The sequence below is a fragment of the Aeromonas enterica genome (assembly GCF_054052465.1).
Genome location: NZ_JBSTYL010000004.1, coordinates 175,291 through 197,843 on the forward strand (window position 1 = coordinate 175,291; position 22,553 = coordinate 197,843).

Below are 22,553 nucleotides of genomic sequence, written 5' to 3' on the forward strand. Positions count from 1 at the left end.
AGTGTACTGACCCCGCACGGCATTTGACCAGTATGAGACGGCAAAAATGTGAAGAAAATAGAGGGGTTGTGCTTGTCTAGTGTGTTTTTTGAGCCACTCTCGCAGAGTTTTTGCGCGCGCCCGGCAAACTCCCTAGAATGTGAAAAACTCGAACATTGAGCGGAGCATCAAGTGGCATTTTTGACCGAATATGGCCTGTTCCTGGCCAAGACCCTCACCTTACTGCTGGCCATAGCTGCCGTCATCCTGATGGTGATCAGCAGCCGTCAGCCGAAGTCCCGCAAGGGGGAGCTGGTGGTGACCGATCTCTCCAGCGAGCTGGAGCAGGGGCGTTACCAGTTGCAGGCGGCGCTGGCCGGCAAGGCCGGGCGCAAGCAGCTGGAGAAGGCACGCAAGGCCGAACACAAGGCTCGCGCCAAGACCGAAGACGAGCGCAGCCGGCTGTTTGTGCTCGATTTTCACGGCAGCATGGACGCCAAAGAGGTGGCTTCCCTGCGGGAAGAGGTGAGTGCCGTGCTAGGCGTGGCCCAGTCCGGTGACGAGGTGTTGCTGCGCCTCGAGTCCGGCGGCGGCGTGGTGCATGGCTATGGCCTGGCCGCTTCCCAGCTGCAGCGACTGCGCGACAAGGGCATCAAGCTCACCGTGGCCATCGACAAGGTGGCGGCGAGCGGCGGCTACATGATGGCCTGCGTGGCCGATCAGATCCTGGCGGCGCCCTTTGCCATCGTTGGTTCCATCGGCGTGATTGCCCAGTTGCCGAACTTCAACAAGCTCTTGAAAAAGCACGACATCGAATTCGAGATGCACACAGCCGGTCAGTACAAGCGCACCATCACCATGTTCGGTGAGAACGACGATCTGGGACGGGAGAAGTTTCGTGAGGAGCTGGGCGCCATCCACGAGCAGTTCAAGGCGTTTGTGGCCGAGCACAGGCCCAACCTCGACATAGACGGTGTTACCACTGGCGAGCACTGGCTGGCGAGCCAGGCCAAGGGGCTGGGGCTGGTGGATACCCTCTGCACCAGTGACGACTACCTGCTGGCCCAGGCCAGCCATCACAAGGTGGTCGGCATCAGCTATCGCAAACCAAAGAGCCTGACCCAGAAGCTGGGCCAGCAGGCGGCGCTGGCGCTGGAGTCCGGCCTTGGCCGCCTCTGGCAGCAGGGGCCGTGGCGCTGACGCCTTGTTTGCACCCCAGACATGAAAAAGCCGGGCACTTGCCCGGCTTTTGCTATCCAGCGCCTCAGCGCTGGAAGGGGTAGACGGAGCCCAGCTTCAGGATCTGGGTCAGCTCGTCCAGCGCAGTGCGGGACTCTTGTACCAGCGCCGGGTCGCGCAGATCGTCCAGCGCCAGGCTGTCGCGGTAGTGGCGCTCGACCCAAGTGTCCAGCCGGGCAAACTGGTTGTCGTTGATGAAGCAGGCCGGATTGACCGCCGCCAGCTCGGTGTCGTTCATGGCGACCCGCAGCCGCAGGCAGGCAGGGCCGCCACCGTTGCGCATGCTCTGTTTCACGTCCATGTAGTGCACCCCCTTGATCGGGGTACCCAAGGTCACCAGCTTGGCCAGATAGGCCGATACCGCCGGGTTGTCACGGCACTCGGTGGGGGCGATGATCGCCATCTCGCCGGACGGCAGGGTCAGGATCTGGGTATTGAACAGATAGGATTTCACCGCATCCTGCACCGACACCTCGGCAGTCGGCACCTCGATGAAGTGCAACTCGCCCTCGCCGAACTTGGTGCGCACCTCGTCCAGCGCCGTCGCCGTGTTGAGGAAGGCTTGCTGGTGGAAGAACAGCACGTTCTGGTTGCCCACCGCGATCACGTCGTTGTGGAACACCCCCTGATCGATCACATCCGGATTCTGCTGGATGAAGACGGCGCTCTCTTCACTCAAACCGTGCAGACGGGCGATGGCCTGACTCGCCTCCAGGGTCTGGCGGGCCGGGTAGCGTTTGGGGGCTGGCTGGGAGACGTCAAAGGCGCTGCGGCCATAGACGAACAGTTCGACCCCGGACTCGCCATAGGCACGGCACAGCCGGGTGTGGTTGGCGGCGCCCTCGTCACCGAAGTGATCGTTTTCCGGCAGGTGCTGGTGGTGATAGAAGTGGCGATCGTTGTTGAACACGGCGCGCAGTATGCGGCCCGTCACCTCGGGTTCGAGGGAACGGTGGAACTTGTTGGTCAGGTTGGCGGGGGTGAAGTGAATGCGGCCATCCTGGGTATCGGCACTCGGGGAGACGGTGGCGGCGTTGGCGGTCCACATGCTGGAGGCCGAATAACAGGCGGCCAGCACGGCGGGCGCCTGTTTCGCGGCCTGGGCCAGCACGCTTGCATCATTGCCGGTGAAGCCCAGGCGGCGCAGGGTAGCCAGATCCGGCCGCTCCTGCGGTGCCAGCACCCCCTGGGTCATGCCAAGCTCGGTCAGCGCCTTCATCTTGCGTAGCCCCTGCTTGGCCGCCTCCTTCGGATTGGACGCCTCCTTGGCGTTGCTCTGGGAGGCGACGTTGCCATAGGACAAGCCGGCATAGTTGTGGGTCGGGCCGACCAGGCCGTCGAAGTTGACCTCGAAGTGCTTCATTGAGTACATCCTTTCGATTTTTATATGGGTAGCGGTTCCTTCCGCGCACAAAGCTGCGGGATACAGCCATTATAAGGAGATTTTGTCTTTTGTAACAAGCTGATAACCAAAGTGGTTTGTTATGTTACAAGAGCGGTTGGTTATGTCGTTTCAAATATAAAAAGGGGGTGGATATAGCATAAAAATAAAAAAGCGGTTGCTTCCCGCGGCTCGGCTTCGCATTAATAAATAAAGAGGTCAGCTGGTTCGGGCGGGTGAGCTAATTTGCTCACAAGATTGCTTTTTCGCGTCAAATCTCTTATACAGCCCCACAAAACCGCACACCAACCCCGTCGGGTGCAATGAGGATAATAGTTACAGCATGGGCAAATCACTGGTCATAGTGGAGTCTCCGGCCAAGGCCAAGACCATCAACAAATATTTGGGCAAGGACTACGTGGTGAAATCCAGCGTCGGTCATGTTCGCGATCTGCCCACCAGCGGCAGCGCCAGCAGCGAGCCCAAAAAACCTGTCATTCGCGGCATCAAGCTCAGCGAATCAGAGAAGGCTGCCAAGGATCGCAATGCCCTGTTCTCACGGATGGGGATCAATCCGACCGCAGGCTGGCAGGCCAACTACCAGATTTTGCCCGGCAAAGAGAAAGTGGTCAGTGAGTTGCAAAGTCTGGCCGCCAAGGCCGACACCATCTATCTCGCAACCGACTTGGATAGAGAGGGAGAGGCGATCGCCTGGCACCTGCGCGAGATCATCGGTGGTGACGACAGCCGCTACAAGCGGGTGGTGTTCAACGAGATCACCAAGACCGCGATTCAGGAGGCGTTTGCCCAGCCATCCGAGCTGAACATCCACCGAGTCAACGCCCAGCAAGCCCGTCGTTTCCTCGATCGGGTAGTGGGCTACATGGTCTCCCCCCTGCTCTGGAAGAAGCTGGCTCGCGGCCTGTCCGCCGGTCGGGTGCAATCCGTCGCGGTGCGTCTCATCGTCGATAAAGAGCGTGAGATCAAGGCGTTCGTACCGGTGGAGTTCTGGGATCTCAACGCCGACCTGCTGACCGGTGAACATGCCTCCCTGCGCATGGAAGTGGTCAGCCGCAACGGCGCCGACTTCAAGCCGGTCACCCAGGCCGAGACCTTTGCCGCCGTGGCTGCCCTGGAAGGGGTCGACTACAAGGTGGTAAACCGGGAAGACAAGCCGACTGGCTCCAAGCCTTCCGCCCCCTTCATTACCTCCACCCTGCAGCAGGCGGCATCGACCCGTCTGAGTTTCGGGGTGAAGAAGACCATGATGATGGCCCAGCGTCTGTATGAAGCGGGTTACATCACCTACATGCGTACCGACTCCACCAACCTCAGCAAAGAGGCGGTCGAGGCGGTGCGGGAATATATCGGCGAGCAGTATGGCGCCGCCTATCTGCCGGCCGAACCGAATCTCTATGGCTCCAAGGCTGGGGCCCAGGAAGCCCACGAGGCGATCCGCCCCTCCAGCGTGCTGGTCACGGCCGAGATGCTGGAAGGCATGGAGCCGGATGCGATGCGGCTCTATGACCTCATCTGGCGCCAGTTCGTGGCCTGCCAGATGACCCCGGCCCAGTACGACTCCTCCACCTTGACCGTCAAGGCCGGTGAGTTCGAACTCAAGGCCCGTGGTCGTACCCTGCGCTTCGCCGGTTGGACCAAGGCGCTGCCACCCATGGGCCGCAAGGGCGAAGACAGCCAACTGCCGGCGGTGACCGTGGGCGAGGTGCTGAAACTGGTCAAGCTGGATCCACGCCAGCACTTCACCAAGCCGCCTGCTCGCTTCACCGAAGCCGCGCTGGTGCGCGAGTTGGAAAAACGTGGCATCGGCCGTCCTTCCACCTACGCATCCATCATCTCCACTATCGTGGATCGTGGTTATGTGCGGGTCGAGAGCCGCCGTTTCTTCGCCGAGAAAATGGGTGAAATCGTCACCGACCGTCTGGTCGAGAACTTCGTCGAGCTGATGAACTACGAGTTCACCGCCAAGATGGAAGACAAGCTCGATGGCATAGCCGAAGGCAGCCTGGAGTGGAAGAAGGTGTTGGACGCCTTCTACGAAGAATTTACCCAGGAGCTGGCAAAAGCGGATCGGGACGCGGAAGAGGGGGGCATGCGTGCCAACCAGATGGTGCTGACCGACATCGACTGCCCGGATTGCGGCCGCAAGATGGGGATCCGCACCGCCACCACCGGGGTCTTTCTCGGCTGTTCCGGTTACGCCCTGCCGCCGAAAGAGCGCTGCAAGAAGACCATCAACCTGGTCTCCGCCGACGAATTTGTTTCCGCCACCGACGGTGACGAGGCTGAAACCGAGGCGCTGCGAGCCAAGCACCGCTGCGGCGTCTGCGGCACCGCCATGGACGCCTACATCATTGATGACAGTCGCAAGCTGCACGTCTGTGGTCGCAACCCGGATTGTGACGGTTACGAGATCGAGAAGGGCCAGTTCAAGCTCAAGGGCTACGAAGGGCCGAGCATCGAGTGCGACCGCTGCGGATCCGAGATGCAGCTCAAAAATGGCCGCTTCGGCAAGTACATGGGCTGCACCAGCGAGACCTGCAAGAACACTCGCAAGATCCTGAAAAACGGTGACATAGCGCCGCCGAAGGAAGATCCGGTGCCGCTGCCGGAGCTCAAGTGCACCCAGTCCGATGCCCACTTCGTGCTGCGTGATGGTGCGGCCGGCCTGTTCCTGGCCGCCAGCAACTTCCCGAAATCCCGTGAGACTCGTGCGCCCCTGGTGGAAGAGCTCAAGCGCTTCAAGGATCGTCTCTCGCCCAAGCACCAGTACCTGGCTGACGCTCCAGCGTCAGATCCTGACGGTAACGCCTCCATCGTTCGCTTCAGTCGAAAGACCAAGGAGCAGTACGTGATGACCGAGGTCAACGGCAAGGCAACGGGCTGGACGGCGCACTACGACAACGGCAAGTGGCAGGAGAGCCTGGCCAAGTCGAAGAAGGCCTGATGGCTTGCAGTTCACACTATGATGAAAGAGGCCCCTTGCTGGGGCCTTTTTGTTGGCAGATAACGGTATACTGAAACCGCTGCAAGGATGGCAGCGCTGGACATGGAGGTTGTGATGGAGATTAACGAGATCCGGCCGGGAATGACCTGTCTGACCCGGGAAGGAACTGCCTATGTGCTGGAAGTGGACAAGCAGAGTCTGCTGGTGTTACTGCAGCGGGAGTATGAAACCATACCTGTGCAAGTGCGCAGTGACGAGATCCTGGCTCCCCTCTCGCAGTGATGCGGGAGAACCATCGTCAAAAAGGAATGAGAAACAGCAGCTCGGCGAGGTCGGGCTGCCATTGCCATTCCCGCATCCTGACCCGCCCACCAATCACGGGCACCCCCTCTTCCTGCAGCAATCCCGCCTGTTTATCAAAGCCTGCCGACCCCTTGGGCAGTGAAATGGTGCCGCCTGCGCCCAACACGCGATGCCAGGGCAGTACCTTGTCCGTTTCCCGCAGCACCTTGCCGACCAGTCGGGCTCGACCGGGCAGCCCAGCCAGATCTGCTACCTGACCATAGCTGACCACCTTGCCGGCCGGGATCAGGGCGAGGATCGCCTCGATACGTGCGACCTTGCTCAGGGGGGCAGGGGCCGATTCCATCTTCATGAGACATGACTCGTCAGAAACAACAGAAGCGCCATTGTGGCGCTTCTGTTGTGGGAGTGGCAACTGCTTCAACCAAAGGTCTGGCTGAGCCCCTTGAGCTGCTTGGCGCGTTCCAGCAGCTCCTGACTCGAGTCATCGACCTCCTGCATCTTCTGGCTGTTGGCGTGGGAGTACTCGGAGATCTGGTTGATGCTGCGGCTGATCTCTTCCACCACTGCCTGCTGTTGCTCGGCGGCGGCGGCGATCTGGCTGGAGAACTCGGTCACCAGCTCGATCTCTTTCAGCACGGAATGCAGGCTGCTGGCGCCCTGGCGGGTCATGTCGGCGCACTCGCGGGTCTGTTGCAGGTTCTCCTGCATCATCCCCTTCCAGCGCCCCAGGGTGTGCTGGATCTGCTGTATGCTGCCCTGGATCTGCTCGGTAGCCTTATGGGTGCGGGTGGACAGGGTACGCACCTCGTCGGCCACCACTGCAAAGCCGCGGCCCTGCTCACCAGCCCGCGCCGCCTCGATAGCGGCGTTGAGGGCCAGCAGGTTGGTCTGATCGGCTATGCCCTGGATCTCGCCCATCACGCTGCCGATCCGCTCCGACTCGCTGGCCAGCTCCACCGCCGAGTGGAATGCGAGTTCCGCCTGTTTGGCGAGCTGTTCGATGCGCTGTTCGGTCTGACTCAGTTGTTGATTGGTGTTTTCGCAGCGGCTGCGAGCCTCGCTGACCTGACCGTTTGAATCCTGAATGTTGCGGGCAATCTCGTGGGCCGTGCTGGCCATCTGGGTCATGGCTGTCGCCATCTGCTGAGTCTGGGCATCCTGCTCGTTGATGTCGAGGCACGCCTGATGAGACGCCTGCTTCAGGTTGGTGGCCAGGGCCTGCAGGGGATGGGTCGCATCGTTGACCCGGCCCAGCACGGTACGGATACGGGCCTGCAGCATCTTGATGTGAAAATCGGCGATGGCGCCGGGGCCGTCGCCCGAGTAGACCAGCCGGGTCAGGCTGTCATATTCGCGACCGAGCTGCTGCAGATAGAGCGGCAGGGCGAAGAGCTCGCGCCAGTAGGCGCCGCCGATGAGCAACAGGGGCAGCAACATCAGCAGGACTGTCATGGCCCCCTGGCTGGCGAAGGCCCAGCCGAGCAGGCCGAGCAGCAGCAGGGCGATGGCCGGTGCGCGCACACGGGCAAGGGAGGGGAGGTTGCTGCCGGTGCCGAGCTCGGCCTTGAGCAGAGCCTGATAGGTCTGGCTCGCGACTCGCTTGAGCTGGGGTTCCGGCTTGCAGCGCACCGACTGGTAGCCGCTGATCCTGCCCCCTTCGTAGATGGGTGTCACATAGGCATCGACCCAGTAGTAGCGGCCATCCTTGCAGCGGTTCTTCACCATGCCGCGCCAGGGCTTGCCCTCCTTGAGGCGGGACCACAGATCGGCGAAGGCAACCTTGGGCATGTCGGGATGGCGAACCAGATTGTGGTTGTGGCCGACCAGCTCCTCGACGGGGTAGCCGGCGATGCGGCAGAAGGCGGGGTTGGCGTAGGTGATCACCCCTCGCAGATCCGTGGTGGAAACCAGTTGTTCGTCGGCAGGAAACTCCACTTCGCTGTCCAGGGTATGGATGTCTCTGCGGGCCATAGGAATACGCTCCGATGTTCTTGTTGATAGTTTTGTCGTTGTTATTGTGGCAGATCTGGGCGTGGTTGCTGGCGCTTGCCAGGCGGCGCCAAGTCGGCTTCATAGGGGGCTGAATTTTGCCAACAATGGCGGATGAATGGTAGGGGAAAGTTGATGTTTTGTTGGGGAATGGTAAAAAAGGCGGCCGAAAGGCCGCCAAGGAGAAAGATAACACTACCTCTGTGGTACCCGGTAACGCACCTGTAGCTGGTCGAGGATCTGCAGCTGGCCCGGCAGGCGGGCGGCGAAGTGATCCCACGCCTTGCGGGCAGGGTCGCTCCAGGCCACCTCGGCCGTGGCCAGCATGCGCGGGAACAACATATAGTCGAGACGGTCACGAGAGGTCACCAGTTCCGACCATAAGGGGCTCAGCACCCCCAGGATGTTATCGTTGGCATGGAAATCGGCTGGTGCGGGGTCGCAAGCGTAGACCTGCTCCAGATTGAGGGTACCCGCCCAGTAGAGGCCGGGTTCGCGGGGATCCTGACTCCAGGCCAGATCCAGATAGAGGTGCTGGGCCGGTGCCATCACCACGGGATAGCCCGCCGCAGCGGCATCCAGCCCTGCCTGGAAGCTGGTCCAGGCGAAGATGGTGGCGTCCCGGCTCACCTTGTCGCCGTGCAATATCTCCTCCCAGCCCAGCATCCGCTTGCCCTTGCCGGCCAGATATTGCTGGCAGTGGCGCAGCAGGTGGCCCTGCAGCTCGCGGCAATCCTGATACCCCTGCCGTTGCATCAACTGCCGGCAGGCGGGGCTGTCGGTCCAGACCCCGGTTGGTACTTCGTCTCCCCCCATGTGTACCAGCGGGCCCGGGAACAGCTCGCACACCTCGTCGATCACCGCCTCCAGGAACTGATAGGTGCCGGGCAGGGCAGGGTTGAGCACGTTGTCGTCAAAATATTGCACCGACAGGTAGCGGGAGCGATCTGCCTCCTCAAGCAGCAGCTCGGGCAGTGCCTTGATGGCCGCATGACAGTGGCCCGGGATGTCGATCTCGGGAATGACGGTAATGCCGAGACCGGCGGCATAGGCCACCAGCTCGCGCACCTCGCTCTGGCTGTAGTAGCCGCCATAGGGTTCGGCGCCGCCGCTCAGCTGGGGCCCGACCGGCAGATCGTGACCGCGCCAGGCGGCCAGCTCGGTCAGTTGCGGGAAGGCCTTGATCTCGAGCCGCCACCCCTCGTCGTCGGTCAGGTGCCAGTGGAAGCGGTTGAACTTGTAGAGGCTCATCAGCTTGAGCAGGCGCTTGAGAGTGGCGAGGGAGTGAAAGTGGCGGGCACAGTCGAGGAAGATGCCACGAAAACCGAAGCGCGGTGCATCGGCGAGCTCGATGCAGGGCAGGCTTTCGCCATGTTGCAGGGCCCACTGGGCCAGGCTTGTCAGGCCGTGGCGCCAACCCGCCTCGCCGGCTGCGACTATGGTCACCCCCTCCGGCGTGATGGTGAGGCGATAGGCCTCGGCAGCCAGGGGCTCCTCGATCAGCCGGATCTCGGCGTCGTGATCCTGCTCCAGCGCGAGACCGGTCAGCTCGTTGAAATGGGCCAGCAGGGCGGTCAGCGACCCGGGCCCGCTGACATGGGCCCGCTCTGCCAGCCGGAAGTTGCCCTCCAGCAACACCAGCTGATCCGGTTGGGGCACTATGCCGGCGAGGGGATCGACCTCGGGCAGGTCCGGGGCGCCGGGCCCGCCGGGCGGCAGGCCAAGCTCCTCGCTGACCAGTTCCACCGGCATCAGTTGGGGGCCCGTGCTGGCCTCGGGCAGGCTCAGGAAGAAGCCGCGCGGCATGTCGGAGAGCCGCTTGATGGGGGTGTTGCGACAGCAAAAACGCAACTCGCTTTGCCCCTCGGCCGGGATCAGCACCTTGTAGCTGCCGCTCTGGCGCTCCAGTCTGGCGCCCTCGAGGGAGGCGGGATCTATGTGACGCGCCAGGCAGAAGTGGAGCTTCCAGGGAGCGGCCGGCAGCTGGCTCAGGCTAAAGCGAAACCAGACGTCCTCGCCATCGCGTCGGTCAACCTGGGTGTGGATCAGGGGTGCAGACATGAAAATTCCTCTGATGGGGTTAAGGGGACAAACAACGAGACAATTTCTTTGTGGTACTGGTCAACCAGAGGAGGGATCCTGAGTGTGGAGATGGGCTCCCCCCGGAGCGGGCAGAGGGGGATCCTGTCCCCGCCAGCGGGCAGCTTAAATTGAACAAGGTTCAGCAGTGCAGACATGGGAACGTCTCCGACTGGGCAAACAGTATGGCCCCCTCCAGTGCATCGGCTTTGGGGTTGACCAGATTCAGGTGTGCCAGCCGGGGGGCGAGGCGCATCCCAATACCGCCGAGCAGGGCAATCTGGCTGGCCCCCAGCTGCTGCATCCCCTCCAGCAGGGTATGCAACTGGGCGCAGGTTTCATCCAGCAGTTGGCAGGCGAGTTCATCGCCGTCGCTGGCGGCATCGAACACCCAGGGGGCGAAGCGGCCATAATCGGCCGGAATGGCGCGGGCTGCCCAGCGCACCACCTCGGCCTGATCCCGCCTGAAGTGGTCGAGCAGGCGGATGGCCAGCGTGCTGGGGGGCAGGATGCCGTCATGGCAGAGCAGGGATTGCTGGATGGCACGCAGCCCAAGCCAGGCGCCGCTGCCCAGATCCGAGATGGGAAAACCACGGCCGGAGCAGGTGTGGATCTGGCCATGCTGATAGAGGAGCCCGGCCGAGCCAGTGCCGGCGATGAGTATGGCTCCCTCCTGGCCGCCAAAGGCACCGAGGCAGGCACCGAAAGCATCCGAGGTGAGCCGCACGCTCGCGAAAGGGAAGGGCATCTCGAGCATGGTGTGATAGCACTCCGCCAGCTCGGCGGAGGCAAGCGCCAGCCCGACCCCCATCCCTTGCTGTGAATCGTCACCCAGTCCGGCCTCCATGCGGGCCTGATTGATGGCGGACAGCACGTTGGCATGGGCGATCTCGATGCCCAGCTCCAGATTGGAGCCGGCTGCGCGCCCCTCGCCCAGCAGCTTGCCGGCACGGTCACGAATGCGGGCGCGGGTGTGGGTACCGCCGCCATCCACGCCGACCCAGTACTCAATCATGTTGACCTCCCTGCACACTCTGCCAGCTGATGGCCAGGGCGAACCAGGCGGCGTGGGGGATCCACTGCTCCCCCCAGCGCCAGTTCTGATCCAGCCTCTCCTTGTACTGCTCCGGGATAAAGGCCAGGTCGTTCTCGTCATCGAACCCGGCCGTGATGCCGTTGCAGATGCCGCCGAGGGCATTGGGATAACCGGCTGTGTAGCTCGGGTTATTGATGCCGTGGCCCGCCAGCATGCAGGCATTGAACGGGTTTTGCCCCAGGATCCAGTCGAGCTGGCGCTGGCCGAAGCCGAGCAGTGGCCCGGATTGCTGCGGGATCTGCTGTGCGGCGGCGAAGGCCATGGCCGCCAGGGAGGCCAGCCGGGCGTTTTCACCCTGCCACCAATAACCGGATTCGTTGTGGTGGGGCATAAAGAAGCTGATTCGCGCTTCTTCGCCAACGCCCTTCACGAACTGGCGGGCGAGGGCGAAGGGGTTGTCCACCTGGGTGCAGAGCGCCAGCTCGGCGGCCAGCGCCTGCTGCACCACGGTTTGCACCTGGGCCTTGCGATCCTGCTCCGGCTCTACGCCGAGGTATTCCAGCAGCGCCAGCACCGGCAGGCCCGCCTCGGCGGCGTGGTAGTAGGGGCGCGAGCCATCTTCGTTGGCCGACCAGTAGTGGCCGAACTCCGGGTGGGGACGCTGGCGGGCGCACAGTTTGCCAGCCCATACTCTCGCCTCGCTTAGCCACTCATGGCCCAGCGTCTTGGTCAGCTCGACCGCCGCCAGCAGGGCGCAGTAGTCGTCGATGATGTTTTCGACCCCGTCATCCAGATAGGCGAGGTTATGCTCGCGCAGGTGCAGATAGCCGTGCCTGGCAGCCTCGGCATAGTGCTTCGCATCAAGGTCGCCGCTGACGTTCTCGCGGGCGGCGCGGGCCAGCGCCGCTATGGTCATGCCGCCCCCTTGCCGAAAGCCCGCCTGCCAATTGGCAGACTTGAGCCCCTGCTGGGTGGCGTAGGCGCACAGCTCGCGTTGCTCGGGATCCTTGCTCCACTTGTCGAACAGCGTCATGTAGAAGAAGCCGCTCTCATCCTGCATCCGGCAGAGGAAATCGGCGCCGTGCAGCGCCTCGTCATTGAGCCGCTTGCAGAGGTTCACTCCGTCTATATCGCGGCGCGGTGCCAGCAGTTCCCGGCACTTGAGCAGGGCCCACACTACCAGGGGAGTCTGCTGGGGGTTGAGGTAGTTGGCGTAGGAGAGGTGGCTCAGGTATTTGCTCATGTCGCCGCTGGCATCGAACCAGCCGCCGTGCACGTCTTTGTGCTGGTCGGTACCAAACAGGCGGGCGCTGCGGTCGGCCCGATCGAAGGCGCCGCTGGCGCGCTGGCCCTTGAAGTAGTGAATGACGTCGGAGAGGCAGTGGTTCGCCAACAGGTGGTGGCCGATGGCAAAGGGAGCGGAGCGGACTATGCGCTCATCCATCGCAGCGGTGGCAGCCGTGATGACCTCCAGCCGGTAGTGGCCGGGCTCCTTGAATGAGGAGAAATCGGCGCGCCAGTAGGCTCGGCCCTGCCAGCCGTCGACCCGGCCGGCCGGTTGCAGCGGCGCTTCAAACAGGATCTGGTCATCAGCCTGGCGCAGCAGCCGGACATGGCCGCGGATATCGAGGTCGGTACAGTTCTGCAACAGGGCGATCTTCTGCCCGTCGCACGCGTAGCCCACCTGATTGATCAAGAGTTCCATCAACGTCTTACTCCTGTGGCTCACCTCGATTGGCAAGGCACATTGCGGGGCCCTGATGGCCCCGTTTCGAGGCGTGGCCGGACGCCGTGTCCGGCCGGTCAGTCTGTCACTCGTAGAGGTAGCAACGCACGAAGTGGTTGTCGGCCAGCCGGGTGATGGGGGGCAGCTCATCCTTGCAGCGAGCCATGGCCTGATTGCAGCGCCCGGCAAACGGGCAGCCACAGGATTCCGGTGTCCACAGCGGTATCTCTCCCTTGCGACCCCCCTCCAGCTCGGCGTGGATGCTCTTCTCGGGGTCGGGCACCGCCGAGATGAGCAGCTGAGTGTAGGGGTGCTGGGGGTGGTGCAGTATCTCGTCCACCTCGCCCCACTCCACCATGTGGCCCACGTACATGACCGCCAAGTCTTCCGCCACGTAGCGGGCGGTGGCGATGTCGTGGGTGATGTAGAGCATGGAGACCCCCAGCTCGTTCTTCATCTGCTCCATCAGGTTGAGGATGCCGATGCGAATGGAGACGTCGAGCATGGAGGTGGGCTCGTCCGCCAGCACCACTTCCGCCTCCACCGCCAGGTTGCGGGCTATGTTGACCCGCTGGCGCTGGCCGCCGGAGAGCTGGTGCGGGTACTTGGCCGCCGTCGCCTTGGCCGGGGTGAGCCCCACCTTTTCGAGCAGGGCATGGACCATGTCCGGCAGGTCTTTCTTGTCGATCACCTTGCTGTGCAGCAGCAGGGGGCGGGCTATGTGGTGGTAGATGGTGTGGGTCGGGTTGAGCGAACCGAACGGATCTTGCCACACCATCTGCACGCTCTGGCGATAGTCGAGCAGGGCCGTGCCCTTGTTGAACTCCTCGAGGTCGCGGCCGCGATAGAGGATGCGGCCGCTGGAGAGCTTGTACATCTTGGCGATGATCTTGGCGATGGTGCTCTTGCCGGAGCCCGACTCCCCCACCACTGCCAGGGCGCGGCCCCGGTGCAGGTTGAAGGTGATGTCGGAGAGGGCCCGCATCTTGCCGCTCTTGATGGCATTGGAGTTGACGGGGAAGTCCTTGTAGAGGTGCTGGACTTCGATGATGGGCGCGTCGGTTTGGGCGATTTGCATGACAGACATCCTTAACAGCCAGCGGCCTTGTCCAGATAGATCAGGGGATCTTGTTGCTCATCCTGCGCCTCATGGAGGTGGCAGGCGGTCTGTTGTCCCGGCCGGATCTCGACCAGGCGGGTGTACTCCTGCCGGCAGCGCGCGTGCACCTTGGCGCAACGGGCCTGAAAGCGGCAGCCGACCGGCACCTCCAGCAGGTTGAGCGGGGTGCCGGGGATCCCCTCCAGCACGGTTTTCGGGCCGTGCAGGGGCGGGAAGGAGTTGCCGAGCCCGCGGGTGTAGGGGTGCAGGGGCGAGGTCAGGATCGCCTTGGAAGGGGCCACCTCGATCAGCTCACCGGCGTACATGATGCCGATGCGATCGCAGAACTCGACCATCAAGGAGAGGTCGTGGGTGATGAACAGGATGGAGAAGTTGAACTGCTCTTTCAGGGCGTAGACCTTCTGCAATATCTCCCGCTGCACCACCACGTCCAGCGCCGTGGTCGGCTCGTCCATGATCAAGAGCTCGGGGTTGAGCGCCATGGCGATGGCGATCACCAGCCGCTGGCGCATGCCGCCGGAGAACTGGTGCGGATAATCCTTGAGCCGGCTCGGGTGTATGTCGACTATCTCCAACAGCACCTGGGCGCGCTTGATCGCCTCATAACGGGTCATGCCGGGGTTGTGGGCCAGCAGCACGTCACAGAACTGCTCCTCCATGCGCAGCACTGGGTTGAGCGCGTTCATGGCGGACTGGAACACCACAGAGACCTGTTGCCAGCGATAGGATCGCAACCGCTCTTCACCGTAGTGGAGTATGTTTTCTCCCTTGAACAGGATCTCGCCGCCACTGATGTAGGCGGGCGGCTTGTGCAGCCGGGCCACCGAGAAGGCGATGGTGGACTTGCCGCAGCCGGACTCGCCGGCGAGGCCGAATACCTCGCCGGGGGCTATGTCAAAGCTGACCGAGTTGACGGCGCGCACGTCGCCGCTCTCGGTGATGTAGTCGACGCAGAGGTTGCGTACCGACAGCAGGGGTGGGGTCTTCATGCTGTCCTCTCCTGTGGTGCTGAGACGGGCGCGGCGAGTTTTTTCCAGCGGTTGAGCCCTTTATGGGATCGCAACTGAGGGTTGGCTATCTCGTCGATGGCGAAGTTGAGCAGGGCCAGGCCCGCGCCCAGGGTGGCGATGGCGAAGCAGGGGGCCAGGATCTCCCACCAGGCACCCACCAGGATGGCGCTGGAGGTCTGGGCGTTGTAGAGCATGATGCCCCAGCTGACCACGGTCGGATCGCCGAGCCCCAGGAACTCCAGGGTCGCCTCGGTGACGATGGCGTAGATGATGGAGCCGATGAAGCTGACCCCTATGATGGAGATGAGGTTGGGCAGTATCTCCACCAGAATGATGCGCCAGGCCGGCTCCCCCAGCACCTCGGCGGCGATGACGAACTCTTTTTCGCGCAGCGCCAGGGTCTGGGCCCGGATGACGCGCGCGCCATAGGCCCAGGAGGTCAGCCCTATGATGAGGGCAATCACCGTCGGTGACGCCTCCCCGATGAAGCTTGCCAGCACCAGTAGCAAGGGGAGGTTGGGGATCACCAGCACCACGTTCATCAGGAAGGTGAGGCATTCGTCGATCACGCCGCCAAAGTAGCCGGCGGTGATGCCGATGGTGATGGCAAGGGCGCACACCAGTATGCCGGCCCCGAAGCCTACCATCAGGGAGATGCGGGCGCCGTTGGCAAACTGGGACCAGATGTCGTGGCCCATGCGGGTGGTGCCCATCACGTACTCGGCGCTGGGGGGCTGGTGCGGACGGGAGACCCGCTTGGTCGGTTCGTTGCTGGCCAGCAGCGGGGCGAACAAGGCCATCAGCACGAAGCTGACCACGATGAAGAGGCCGAAGGCGGCTTTCTTGTTGCCCAGCAGAATTTTCAAGATAGTCGGCATGCGCATCTTATTTGCCTCCTGTACGCAGACGGGGATCCAGGAAGACGTAGAGCACGTCGGCCAGGAAGTTGAAGCTGAGCATGGTGATGGTCATGATGAGCAGCTGCCCCTGAATGAGCGGGTAGTCGCGGGCCAGGATGCCTTGATAGAGGGTTAGACCCAGGCCGGGGTAGTTAAAGATCACCTCTGTGATGAGGGAGCCGCCGATGACGAAGCCGAGCGCCATGGAGAGCGCGGTGACGCTCGGCAGGATGGCGTTGCGGGCACCGTAGTTGAAGATGACCCGGTTGCTGGAGAGCCCCTTGGCCTTGGCCATGGTGATGTAATCCTCCCCCAGCAGGTTGATCATGTTGTTGCGCATGGTGATGAGGAAGCCCCCCACCTGCACCATGGCCAGCGTCAGCACCGGCATGATGGCGTGCAACATGATGCTCTTGATGTGTTCCCAGCCGAAATCGGCCTGGATCTCAGGGCTATAGGCATAGCCGATGGGCAGCCACTCCAGACTGACCCCGAACAGGAAGAGGGCGAGCAGGGAGATGACCACGGGCGGAATGGCCTGCATCACCAGGGTGAGCGGGGAGAGGATGCTGTCCATGCGCCCCCCGCGGTGCCAGGCGGCAAAGATGCCGACGATGGAGCCGATGGAGAAGCTGAGAATAGTGGAGGTGCCCACCAGAAACAGGGTCCAGCCGATGGCGCGACCCAGCACGTCAGCGACCGGTTGGGGGTAGTAGCGCACCGAGGTGCCGAGATCCCAGGTGAAGACACTCTTCACATAGGTGAGAAATTGGGTGCTGATGGGGCCGTCCACAAAGCCGAAGGTCGCCTTGAGGGCCTCCAGTGCGGCGGGTTCCATCATGGCGCCAGCCCGGGCAAACATGACGGAGACGGGATCTCCCGGCATGGCTCTGGGTAGCAGGAAGTTGATGGTGGCGGCCACCAGGAAGGCGACCAGATAGAAGGAGAAACGTCTCAGTATAAATCCCATGGTAAACCCTTTTACTGCAAGCCTGCCCCGCGCCGGGCAAAGCTCCCCCAACCCCGTACGATCCGGGGGATGGAAGACATGGCGGGGAAAATGGCCCCCCGCAGGGGGCCGGGGTGGTTAGCTGTTTGGCTTGAGTGACAACACGTGCAGCAGACGCTCCGGGGTGTCCGGGTGAACCTGCGGCTTGGCGACCGGGTTGTCGGCACTGAACCAGCCGTGGAAGCGCTTGGTGCTGTATTCGTACCAGGTCGGGTTGTTGAACACCGGGATGATGGTCTGGTTGGCACCGACCCTGTCCTGGATCTCGAACATGATCGCTTTCTGCTTGGTGGCATCGGCGGTCTGGGTGAAGTCATCGATCAGCTTGTCCAGCGCCGGATCCTTGTAGCGGGGCGCCGCAAAGCGGTTGCCGCGCTCACCCATGTTGCGGGAGTGGAAGGCGGTTTCGAAGTACTTGTGCGGGTTGGCGCCGGCAAAGTAACCCTGCAGAGCGACGTCGAAGTCACCAGTGATCAGGTTTTCGGTCCAGACGGTCGCTTCCGGAGTAGCGGTTTTGGCGTTCAGACCCAGGGCCTGCAAGCCTTCGACCCCGATCTGGGCTGTGTTGACCCAGTCGGTCCAGCCGTTCGGCACCAGTACCTTGAACTCGATCTTCTGGCAGGTAGGGGTGTCGATGAACTTGTCGCCGTCACAATCCTTGTAGCCGGCCTGTTTCAGCAGGGCCTTGGCCCCTTCCAGATCGAACTTGTTGAACTTGCCGTATTTCTTCTCGACTTCCGGGTTATTCCAGGAGGCAAAAGCCTTGCCCAGACCTGACGGGTATTCGTTGACGGTCGGGTAGCCGTAGCCGGCGATGTCCACCATGGACTGACGGTCCATGGCCATGGAGAAGGCGCGGCGGAAGTTGATGTCGTTGAAGGCTTCGTGGTTGCCAGGGTTTTTGGCCTGGAAGTTGACGTTGAATGCAACCGTGCCGGAGGCCGGGAACCAATACTTGTTGTTCTTCGGATCGTTGCCGACGTAGAGGCGCTCGATGTCCGGCACGAAGGAGCCGAACCAGTCCACGTCACCCTTCATCACGGCGGCCAGCACCTGATCGTTGGTGGCCATCTGCGGCATGCGCAGGCAGTCGATGGCGAGGTTGGCGTTATCCCAGTAGTGCGGGTTGCGGCACTGGGTATAGAGCTGGGCGGAGAAGTTGTCCACCTCGGTGAAGGGACCGGTACCGACCGGCTTGTCGTTGGTGAAGGCAACCGGATCCTTCACGGACTTCCACTGGTGCTCGGGCACTATGGGCACCAGTACCAGGTCATTCACCACGTTGGTGTTGACGTCGGTCAGCTCGAACTTGACCTTGTTGGGGGCCAGCTTCTCTACGCTCTTGATCTGGGTCCAGATTGAGCGCTCGTCCAGCGCCTTGTTGGCCTTGACCAGATTGAAGGAGAAGAGGATGTCATCGGCGGTAAAGGGCTGACCGTCAGACCACTTCACACCGTCACGCAGATCGAAAGTGACGGATTTCAGGTCCTTGCTGAACGCGTAGTTGGTGGCCAGACGATAGACGGGCTTACCACCCTGCATATCGTTGAAGATCACCAGCGGCTCATAGATGAAGTGACGGGTGGTGTGCAGCAGACCGGCCTGCAGGAAGGGGTTGAAGTTCTTGACCCAGGCGGTTTCCTGTTGGGCGACCAGAGTCAGCACCGTCTTGTTGTCGGCAGCCATTGCATTGCCGGCAGCCCCGGCAAGCATCATGGTTCCCAGCAGTACAGCAGTAGAGATTTTGGATACTTTGGCAAGCATATTATGTCCTTTCTTATTTATATTCCTTGTTCGGATTTGAGCACCGACATCGCATGCTGTGGAGGTCGGCCCTCAATGTTGGTCAGGTTTTTCACCCTTGTAGTTGTGTCATCCAACGTCCCTAGCAAAGCAGAGTTAACAGGAAAACAACAAGTGTTCCGTTCGTCGATATCGTAAAAATCACGGCCCTTACGTCAATTTCGTCAAAATGGCTTTTAACTCATTTTAAATCATTGGGTTATGTTATTTGCTTTGGCGTAATAAGTCCCCATCCATATGCTCATCATGACAATTGTGTGAATTGGATCGGCTCCCGTTTTGACGTATGGCGAAGGCTTAATTTTGCACAAAAAAAAACCGCCCCGGCAAGTGTGAGCCAGGGCGCAGATCGGGACGGGTCATGTCAGGGTTTGCGGTTGGCGAGCTGACGCAGGGTCTGGGCGCTGTGGTGCAACTGCTGGCGCTGGAGATCGCTCAGCGGGCCGTGGGTGAGCACATACTCGGCGGTGGCCACCACCGTCTTCCAGCGCGGCGCCTTGGGCAGGGTATCCAGGCTCAGGTATTTGTCGAGGGTACGGGTCTGCGGGCTGGATCTGTCCATGTAGACGCGCCACAGCTTGCTCTTCTCGGCCAGCACTATCTTGCCCTTGCCCGTGCTCTGCTGCCAGGCATCCAGAGTGAGGCGCATGGTATCCACCAGGGCCCGGCGCAGCGGCTCGTCATCCTGCTGGCGAATGAGATCGTCGGCGAGCGAGCGGAACTCACCTCCCAACCGGCTCAGCTCACCCAGCAGCTGACCGTCTTCTATGATGGCCTGGCGCGACAGGCTCTTGAGGGCGTTCTCCAACGCCATTACCCGGTTCTCGTCCTGGCGCGGCTCGGTGCTGAGGGTGAGGGCGAAGGCGGCCTGTCCCCCCAGGCTGATGGGCAGGGCGCGGGCGTTGAGCTCGTCTTTCAGGCCTGCTACCAGAAACTCCAGACGCTGCTCCTGGCGGGCCCCCAGATCGGGCCACTGGGTGGCCAGCGGGCTTGCCAGCCAGTCGTCCAGCGGCTGACCCTCCATGGCTTCCGGCTCCTGGCCCAGCAAGCGGGCCAGTACCCGGGAGGCAAACAGCACAGTGCCCTGCTCGTCGATGAAGACCATGGGATCGGCCCCTTCGCCGAGCAGCGCAAGCAGCCGCTCCTGATCCTGATGCAACTGCTCCTGCAGAGTGAGGCGGTGCTCTATCTCCTGTTTCAGCAGGCGGTTCTCCACCAGAGAGGCGCGGCCGGCACTCGCCTCCAGCAATGCTTTGACCCGGGCAAACAGCTCCTCTTTGCAAAACGGTTTGACCAGATAGTCGTTGGCGCCGGCGTTGAAGCCCTCTTCTATATCCTTGGGCTGGTTGAGGGCGGTGAGCAGCAGCACCGGCAGCTGATCCTTGGGATGCTGCTGGCGCAGGCGGCGGCAGACGTCAAATCCCGACAGGGTCGGCATCATCACGTCCAGCAATATGAGATCGACCGGCTCCTGAGCCAGCTTGGCCAGCGCATCGTGGCCGTCGCTGCTGGGCAGTATGCGGTAGCCGCAGGGCTGCAGCAGGTGGCGCAGTATGTGCAGGTTGATAGGCTCGTCATCCACCACCAGTATGAGTGGCGCACCCTCGGGGGGTGGAGGCAGATCGTCGCTCTCCCAGTCCGGCAGGATCAGCGGCTGCTGGCGCACCAGCTGGTGTTCAATCTGGCGGCTATCCAGAGTCAGGCTACCCGCCTTGCCGCTGGCGAGCGGCAGGGTGAAGGCGAAGGTTGAACCGACGCTCGGCTCGCTCTCCACGAAGAGTTCACCTCCCATCAAGTGCACCAGCTGGCGGGTGATGGAGAGGCCGAGGCCGGCCCCCTGCTTGCTCACTTCCGGGCTCATCTGCACCAGGGGTTCGAAGATGTACTCCAAATGATCCGAGGCTATGCCGATGCCGGTGTCGGTCACTCTGATGCGCAGGAAGTTGCCCTCCACCAGCGCGCTCAGCACCACCTTTCCTTGCGGCGTGTACTTGATGGCATTGCCCACCAGGTTGTAGAGCACCTGTTCGAGTCGCTGTTCGTCTGCCAGCACCGGCGGCAGTTCGGCCGGGCTTATGTCCACCAGGGTAAGGGGCTTGGCCTGCACCAGGTGCTGACAGAGCTCCAGCACCAGCCGGATGACCCCCTTGGAAGAGACCGGTTGCGGGTGGATCTCCAGCTGGCCGTAACGCATCTGGTGGTAGTCGAGCAGATCGTCCACCAGCCGGGCCAGGCCGTCGGCGCTCTTGATGATGAGGCCGAGCTGCTTCTGCTGCCCCTCGGTGAGATCCTGCTGGCTGGCGAGCATGGACTCGGCCATCCCCTTGATGCCGTGGATGGGGGTGCGCAGTTCGTGAGAGGTGTTGGCCAGCAGTTCATCCTTGAGCTTGTCCGCCTGTTGCAGGCTGAGGTTCTGCTTGTGGGTCAGTTTGACTTGCTGTTGCAGCTCCTGGGTCTGGCGCTCGATGAGCTCTATCTTGTCCTTCACCGAGCGCTGCATGTGGCGAAACGCCTGGGCGAGCCGGTCGATGTCATCGTCGGTACGCTCGATGGCGATGGGATGGTCCAGGGCGCCATCGGCCACCTGCTCGGCGGCGGCGGTGAGGGAGCGCAGCGGGGCTGTGATGGAGTGGGAGAGCCAGCGGGAGAACAGGATCAGCAGCAGCAGGGAGCCAGCACCCAGCAGGATCACCAGCGTCTCCAGCTGCCGGATGGGGCGGTAGGCCTCGCTGGTGGAGATCTCGGCGATGAAGGCCCACTCGGTGTCGAACACCTTCACCTGGGTATAGGCGGCCAGCACCTCGTCATCATGATAGGAGCGAAACAGTCCGACCCCCTGTTCGCCGGAGAGGGTTTTGACCACAAGTGGTGTCTGCAAAGGCCTGAAATTTGGGCTGAAGCTGTTTTCCACGCTGAATTCCGGCGCCAGCCAGGCATTGGCTCGCATCCGTTTGTCCGGCCCGATGAGGATGGTCTCGCCAGTTTCACCAAGGCCTTCCCGTTCTGCCATGATCTGGTTGAGCTTGTCCGGCAGCAGCTCGAAGATCACCACGCCGCGCACATAGTCGTACTGCATCACGGGGGCGGCCATGTAGGCGACCACCTGGCCGGTCAGCTCGTTGCGGCCAAAGTCGGTGAATTCGAAGATCTGCTGCGGCTTCTGGCCGCCGTCGAGGCGGCGCTTTATCTTGGCGAAGGTGCTGCCAAGGCCGCTCGCCTGATAGGGGCCCGAGAGCAGGTTGGTGGCGAAGTTGGGGCGCTTGGTGACCGAGTAGACCACATCGCCGTTGAGATCGATGAGGAAGATGTCGCTGTAGTTGGACTTGCGCACCATGTCGGCGTAGCCACGGTGAAAACGCTGGTGTACCCGGCCATACATCTCGTCCGCCAGGATCAGCGCGCTGATGGAGGGCTCTATGTCGACCTCGTTGTCGGGTTTTTGCAATTGATCCCAGGAGCCGGGCACATAGCGGGCCTGGGCACGGGCACGGGCCTCTTGTGGCGTGGTGCCCAATTTTTCAAAGGCGCCGGTAAAGCCATAGAAGCGGCCGATACTGTTGCCGGCAAAATCCTGCTGGGAGAAGTTGATGATCTGTTCTTTGAGGTTGCCGAAGTAGTCCTCCAGCTGGTTCTTCTTGATGTTGCGAACGGACACCAGATGGTTTGAGGTCTGGGTGGTGAGATCTTTGCCGTGGCTGTAGAGGAAGAACAGGGTAACGACCAGGAAGGGCACCAGGCCTAACATGAAAAAAGCCAGCATCAGCTGTGGCCTGAGCCCACGAGGCTTGAAGATCCATTTCATCGTGTGATTTTCAATTGAGAATCCAGTTACTAAGCGGCACAAGTCTCTGACTAAAGACTAATCATTTCAATGACTTTATCTTAATTTCGCCTGTGAGGTCACAGCCTGATGTGGTTTTTTTGGCCAAGCCGTTTAAACCCTGAGCAAACAATACAAGAAAGGGTTAAAAGTGCGAGAAAAGGGTTGTGCCCGCGCTTGGGGTACGTATAA

15 protein-coding genes are annotated in these 22,553 nt (G+C 61.9%); 3 read left to right on the forward strand and 12 right to left on the reverse strand.

The features are described 5' to 3' along the window. Positions 1-171: 171 nt before the first annotated feature. On the forward strand, positions 172-1,179 hold the full coding sequence (gene sohB, locus ACW5XD_RS06750) for a protease SohB (RefSeq protein ID WP_456494207.1): 1,008 nt from the start codon (positions 172-174) through the stop codon (positions 1,177-1,179). 64 nt (positions 1,180-1,243) lie between these two features. Here the strand turns inward: sohB and astB are convergent, their stop codons facing one another. Continuing rightward, positions 1,244-2,581: an N-succinylarginine dihydrolase gene (gene astB, locus ACW5XD_RS06755; RefSeq protein ID WP_456494208.1), complete on the reverse strand. Its 1,338-nt coding sequence runs from the start codon at positions 2,579-2,581 to the stop codon at positions 1,244-1,246. 361 nt (positions 2,582-2,942) lie between these two features. On the opposite strand from astB, the gene topA reads away from it, so the two are divergent. Then, positions 2,943-5,564: a type I DNA topoisomerase gene (gene topA / locus ACW5XD_RS06760; protein WP_456494209.1), complete on the forward strand. Its 2,622-nt coding sequence runs from the start codon at positions 2,943-2,945 to the stop codon at positions 5,562-5,564. A 114-nt stretch (positions 5,565-5,678) separates the two neighbouring features. Continuing rightward, the gene (locus tag ACW5XD_RS06765) at positions 5,679-5,846 is read left to right on the forward strand and encodes a hypothetical protein (RefSeq protein WP_456494210.1); all 168 of its coding nucleotides are present in this window, start codon (positions 5,679-5,681) and stop codon (positions 5,844-5,846) included. A gap of 16 nt (positions 5,847-5,862) precedes the next feature. Here the strand turns inward: ACW5XD_RS06765 and ACW5XD_RS06770 are convergent, their stop codons facing one another. The 11 genes from ACW5XD_RS06770 to ACW5XD_RS06820 all read right to left on the reverse strand — a co-directional run bounded on the left by ACW5XD_RS06770 (position 5,863) and on the right by ACW5XD_RS06820 (position 22,343). Further along, entirely contained in the window at positions 5,863-6,219 is a 357-nt protein-coding gene (locus ACW5XD_RS06770) for an MGMT family protein (RefSeq protein WP_456494211.1), read from the reverse strand. Positions 6,220-6,287: 68 nt separating this feature from the next. After that, the gene (locus ACW5XD_RS06775; RefSeq protein WP_456494212.1) at positions 6,288-7,841 is read right to left on the reverse strand and encodes a methyl-accepting chemotaxis protein; all 1,554 of its coding nucleotides are present in this window, start codon (positions 7,839-7,841) and stop codon (positions 6,288-6,290) included. Between the two features lie 213 nt (positions 7,842-8,054). Continuing rightward, a complete protein-coding gene (locus ACW5XD_RS06780) occupies positions 8,055-9,920 on the reverse strand; it encodes a beta-N-acetylhexosaminidase (RefSeq protein WP_456494213.1) in 1,866 nt (621 codons plus the stop codon). A gap of 160 nt (positions 9,921-10,080) precedes the next feature. Then, positions 10,081-10,953, reverse strand: coding sequence for a BadF/BadG/BcrA/BcrD ATPase family protein (locus ACW5XD_RS06785; RefSeq protein ID WP_456494214.1), 873 nt, complete (start codon positions 10,951-10,953; stop codon positions 10,081-10,083). Beyond that, positions 10,946-12,679: a glycoside hydrolase family 9 protein gene (locus ACW5XD_RS06790; protein ID WP_456494215.1), complete on the reverse strand. Its 1,734-nt coding sequence runs from the start codon at positions 12,677-12,679 to the stop codon at positions 10,946-10,948. The genes ACW5XD_RS06785 and ACW5XD_RS06790 overlap by 8 nt, the downstream gene beginning before the upstream one ends. A gap of 106 nt (positions 12,680-12,785) precedes the next feature. Further along, complete coding sequence (locus ACW5XD_RS06795; RefSeq protein ID WP_241278455.1) at positions 12,786-13,778, reverse strand: ABC transporter ATP-binding protein; 993 nt, start codon at positions 13,776-13,778, stop codon at positions 12,786-12,788. A gap of 11 nt (positions 13,779-13,789) precedes the next feature. Continuing rightward, positions 13,790-14,809, reverse strand: coding sequence for an ABC transporter ATP-binding protein (locus ACW5XD_RS06800; RefSeq protein WP_456494216.1), 1,020 nt, complete (start codon positions 14,807-14,809; stop codon positions 13,790-13,792). Next, positions 14,806-15,714, reverse strand: a complete 909-nt coding sequence (locus tag ACW5XD_RS06805; protein ID WP_456494217.1) for an ABC transporter permease — start codon at positions 15,712-15,714, stop codon at positions 14,806-14,808. The genes ACW5XD_RS06800 and ACW5XD_RS06805 overlap by 4 nt, the downstream gene beginning before the upstream one ends. Position 15,715: 1 nt before the next feature. Beyond that, positions 15,716-16,699, reverse strand: a complete 984-nt coding sequence (locus tag ACW5XD_RS06810) for an ABC transporter permease (protein ID WP_456494218.1) — start codon at positions 16,697-16,699, stop codon at positions 15,716-15,718. 117 nt (positions 16,700-16,816) lie between these two features. After that, positions 16,817-18,502: an ABC transporter substrate-binding protein gene (locus tag ACW5XD_RS06815; protein ID WP_456494219.1), complete on the reverse strand. Its 1,686-nt coding sequence runs from the start codon at positions 18,500-18,502 to the stop codon at positions 16,817-16,819. Positions 18,503-18,905: 403 nt separating this feature from the next. After that, positions 18,906-22,343, reverse strand: coding sequence for a response regulator (locus tag ACW5XD_RS06820; RefSeq protein ID WP_456494220.1), 3,438 nt, complete (start codon positions 22,341-22,343; stop codon positions 18,906-18,908). Positions 22,344-22,553: the final 210 nt, after the last annotated feature.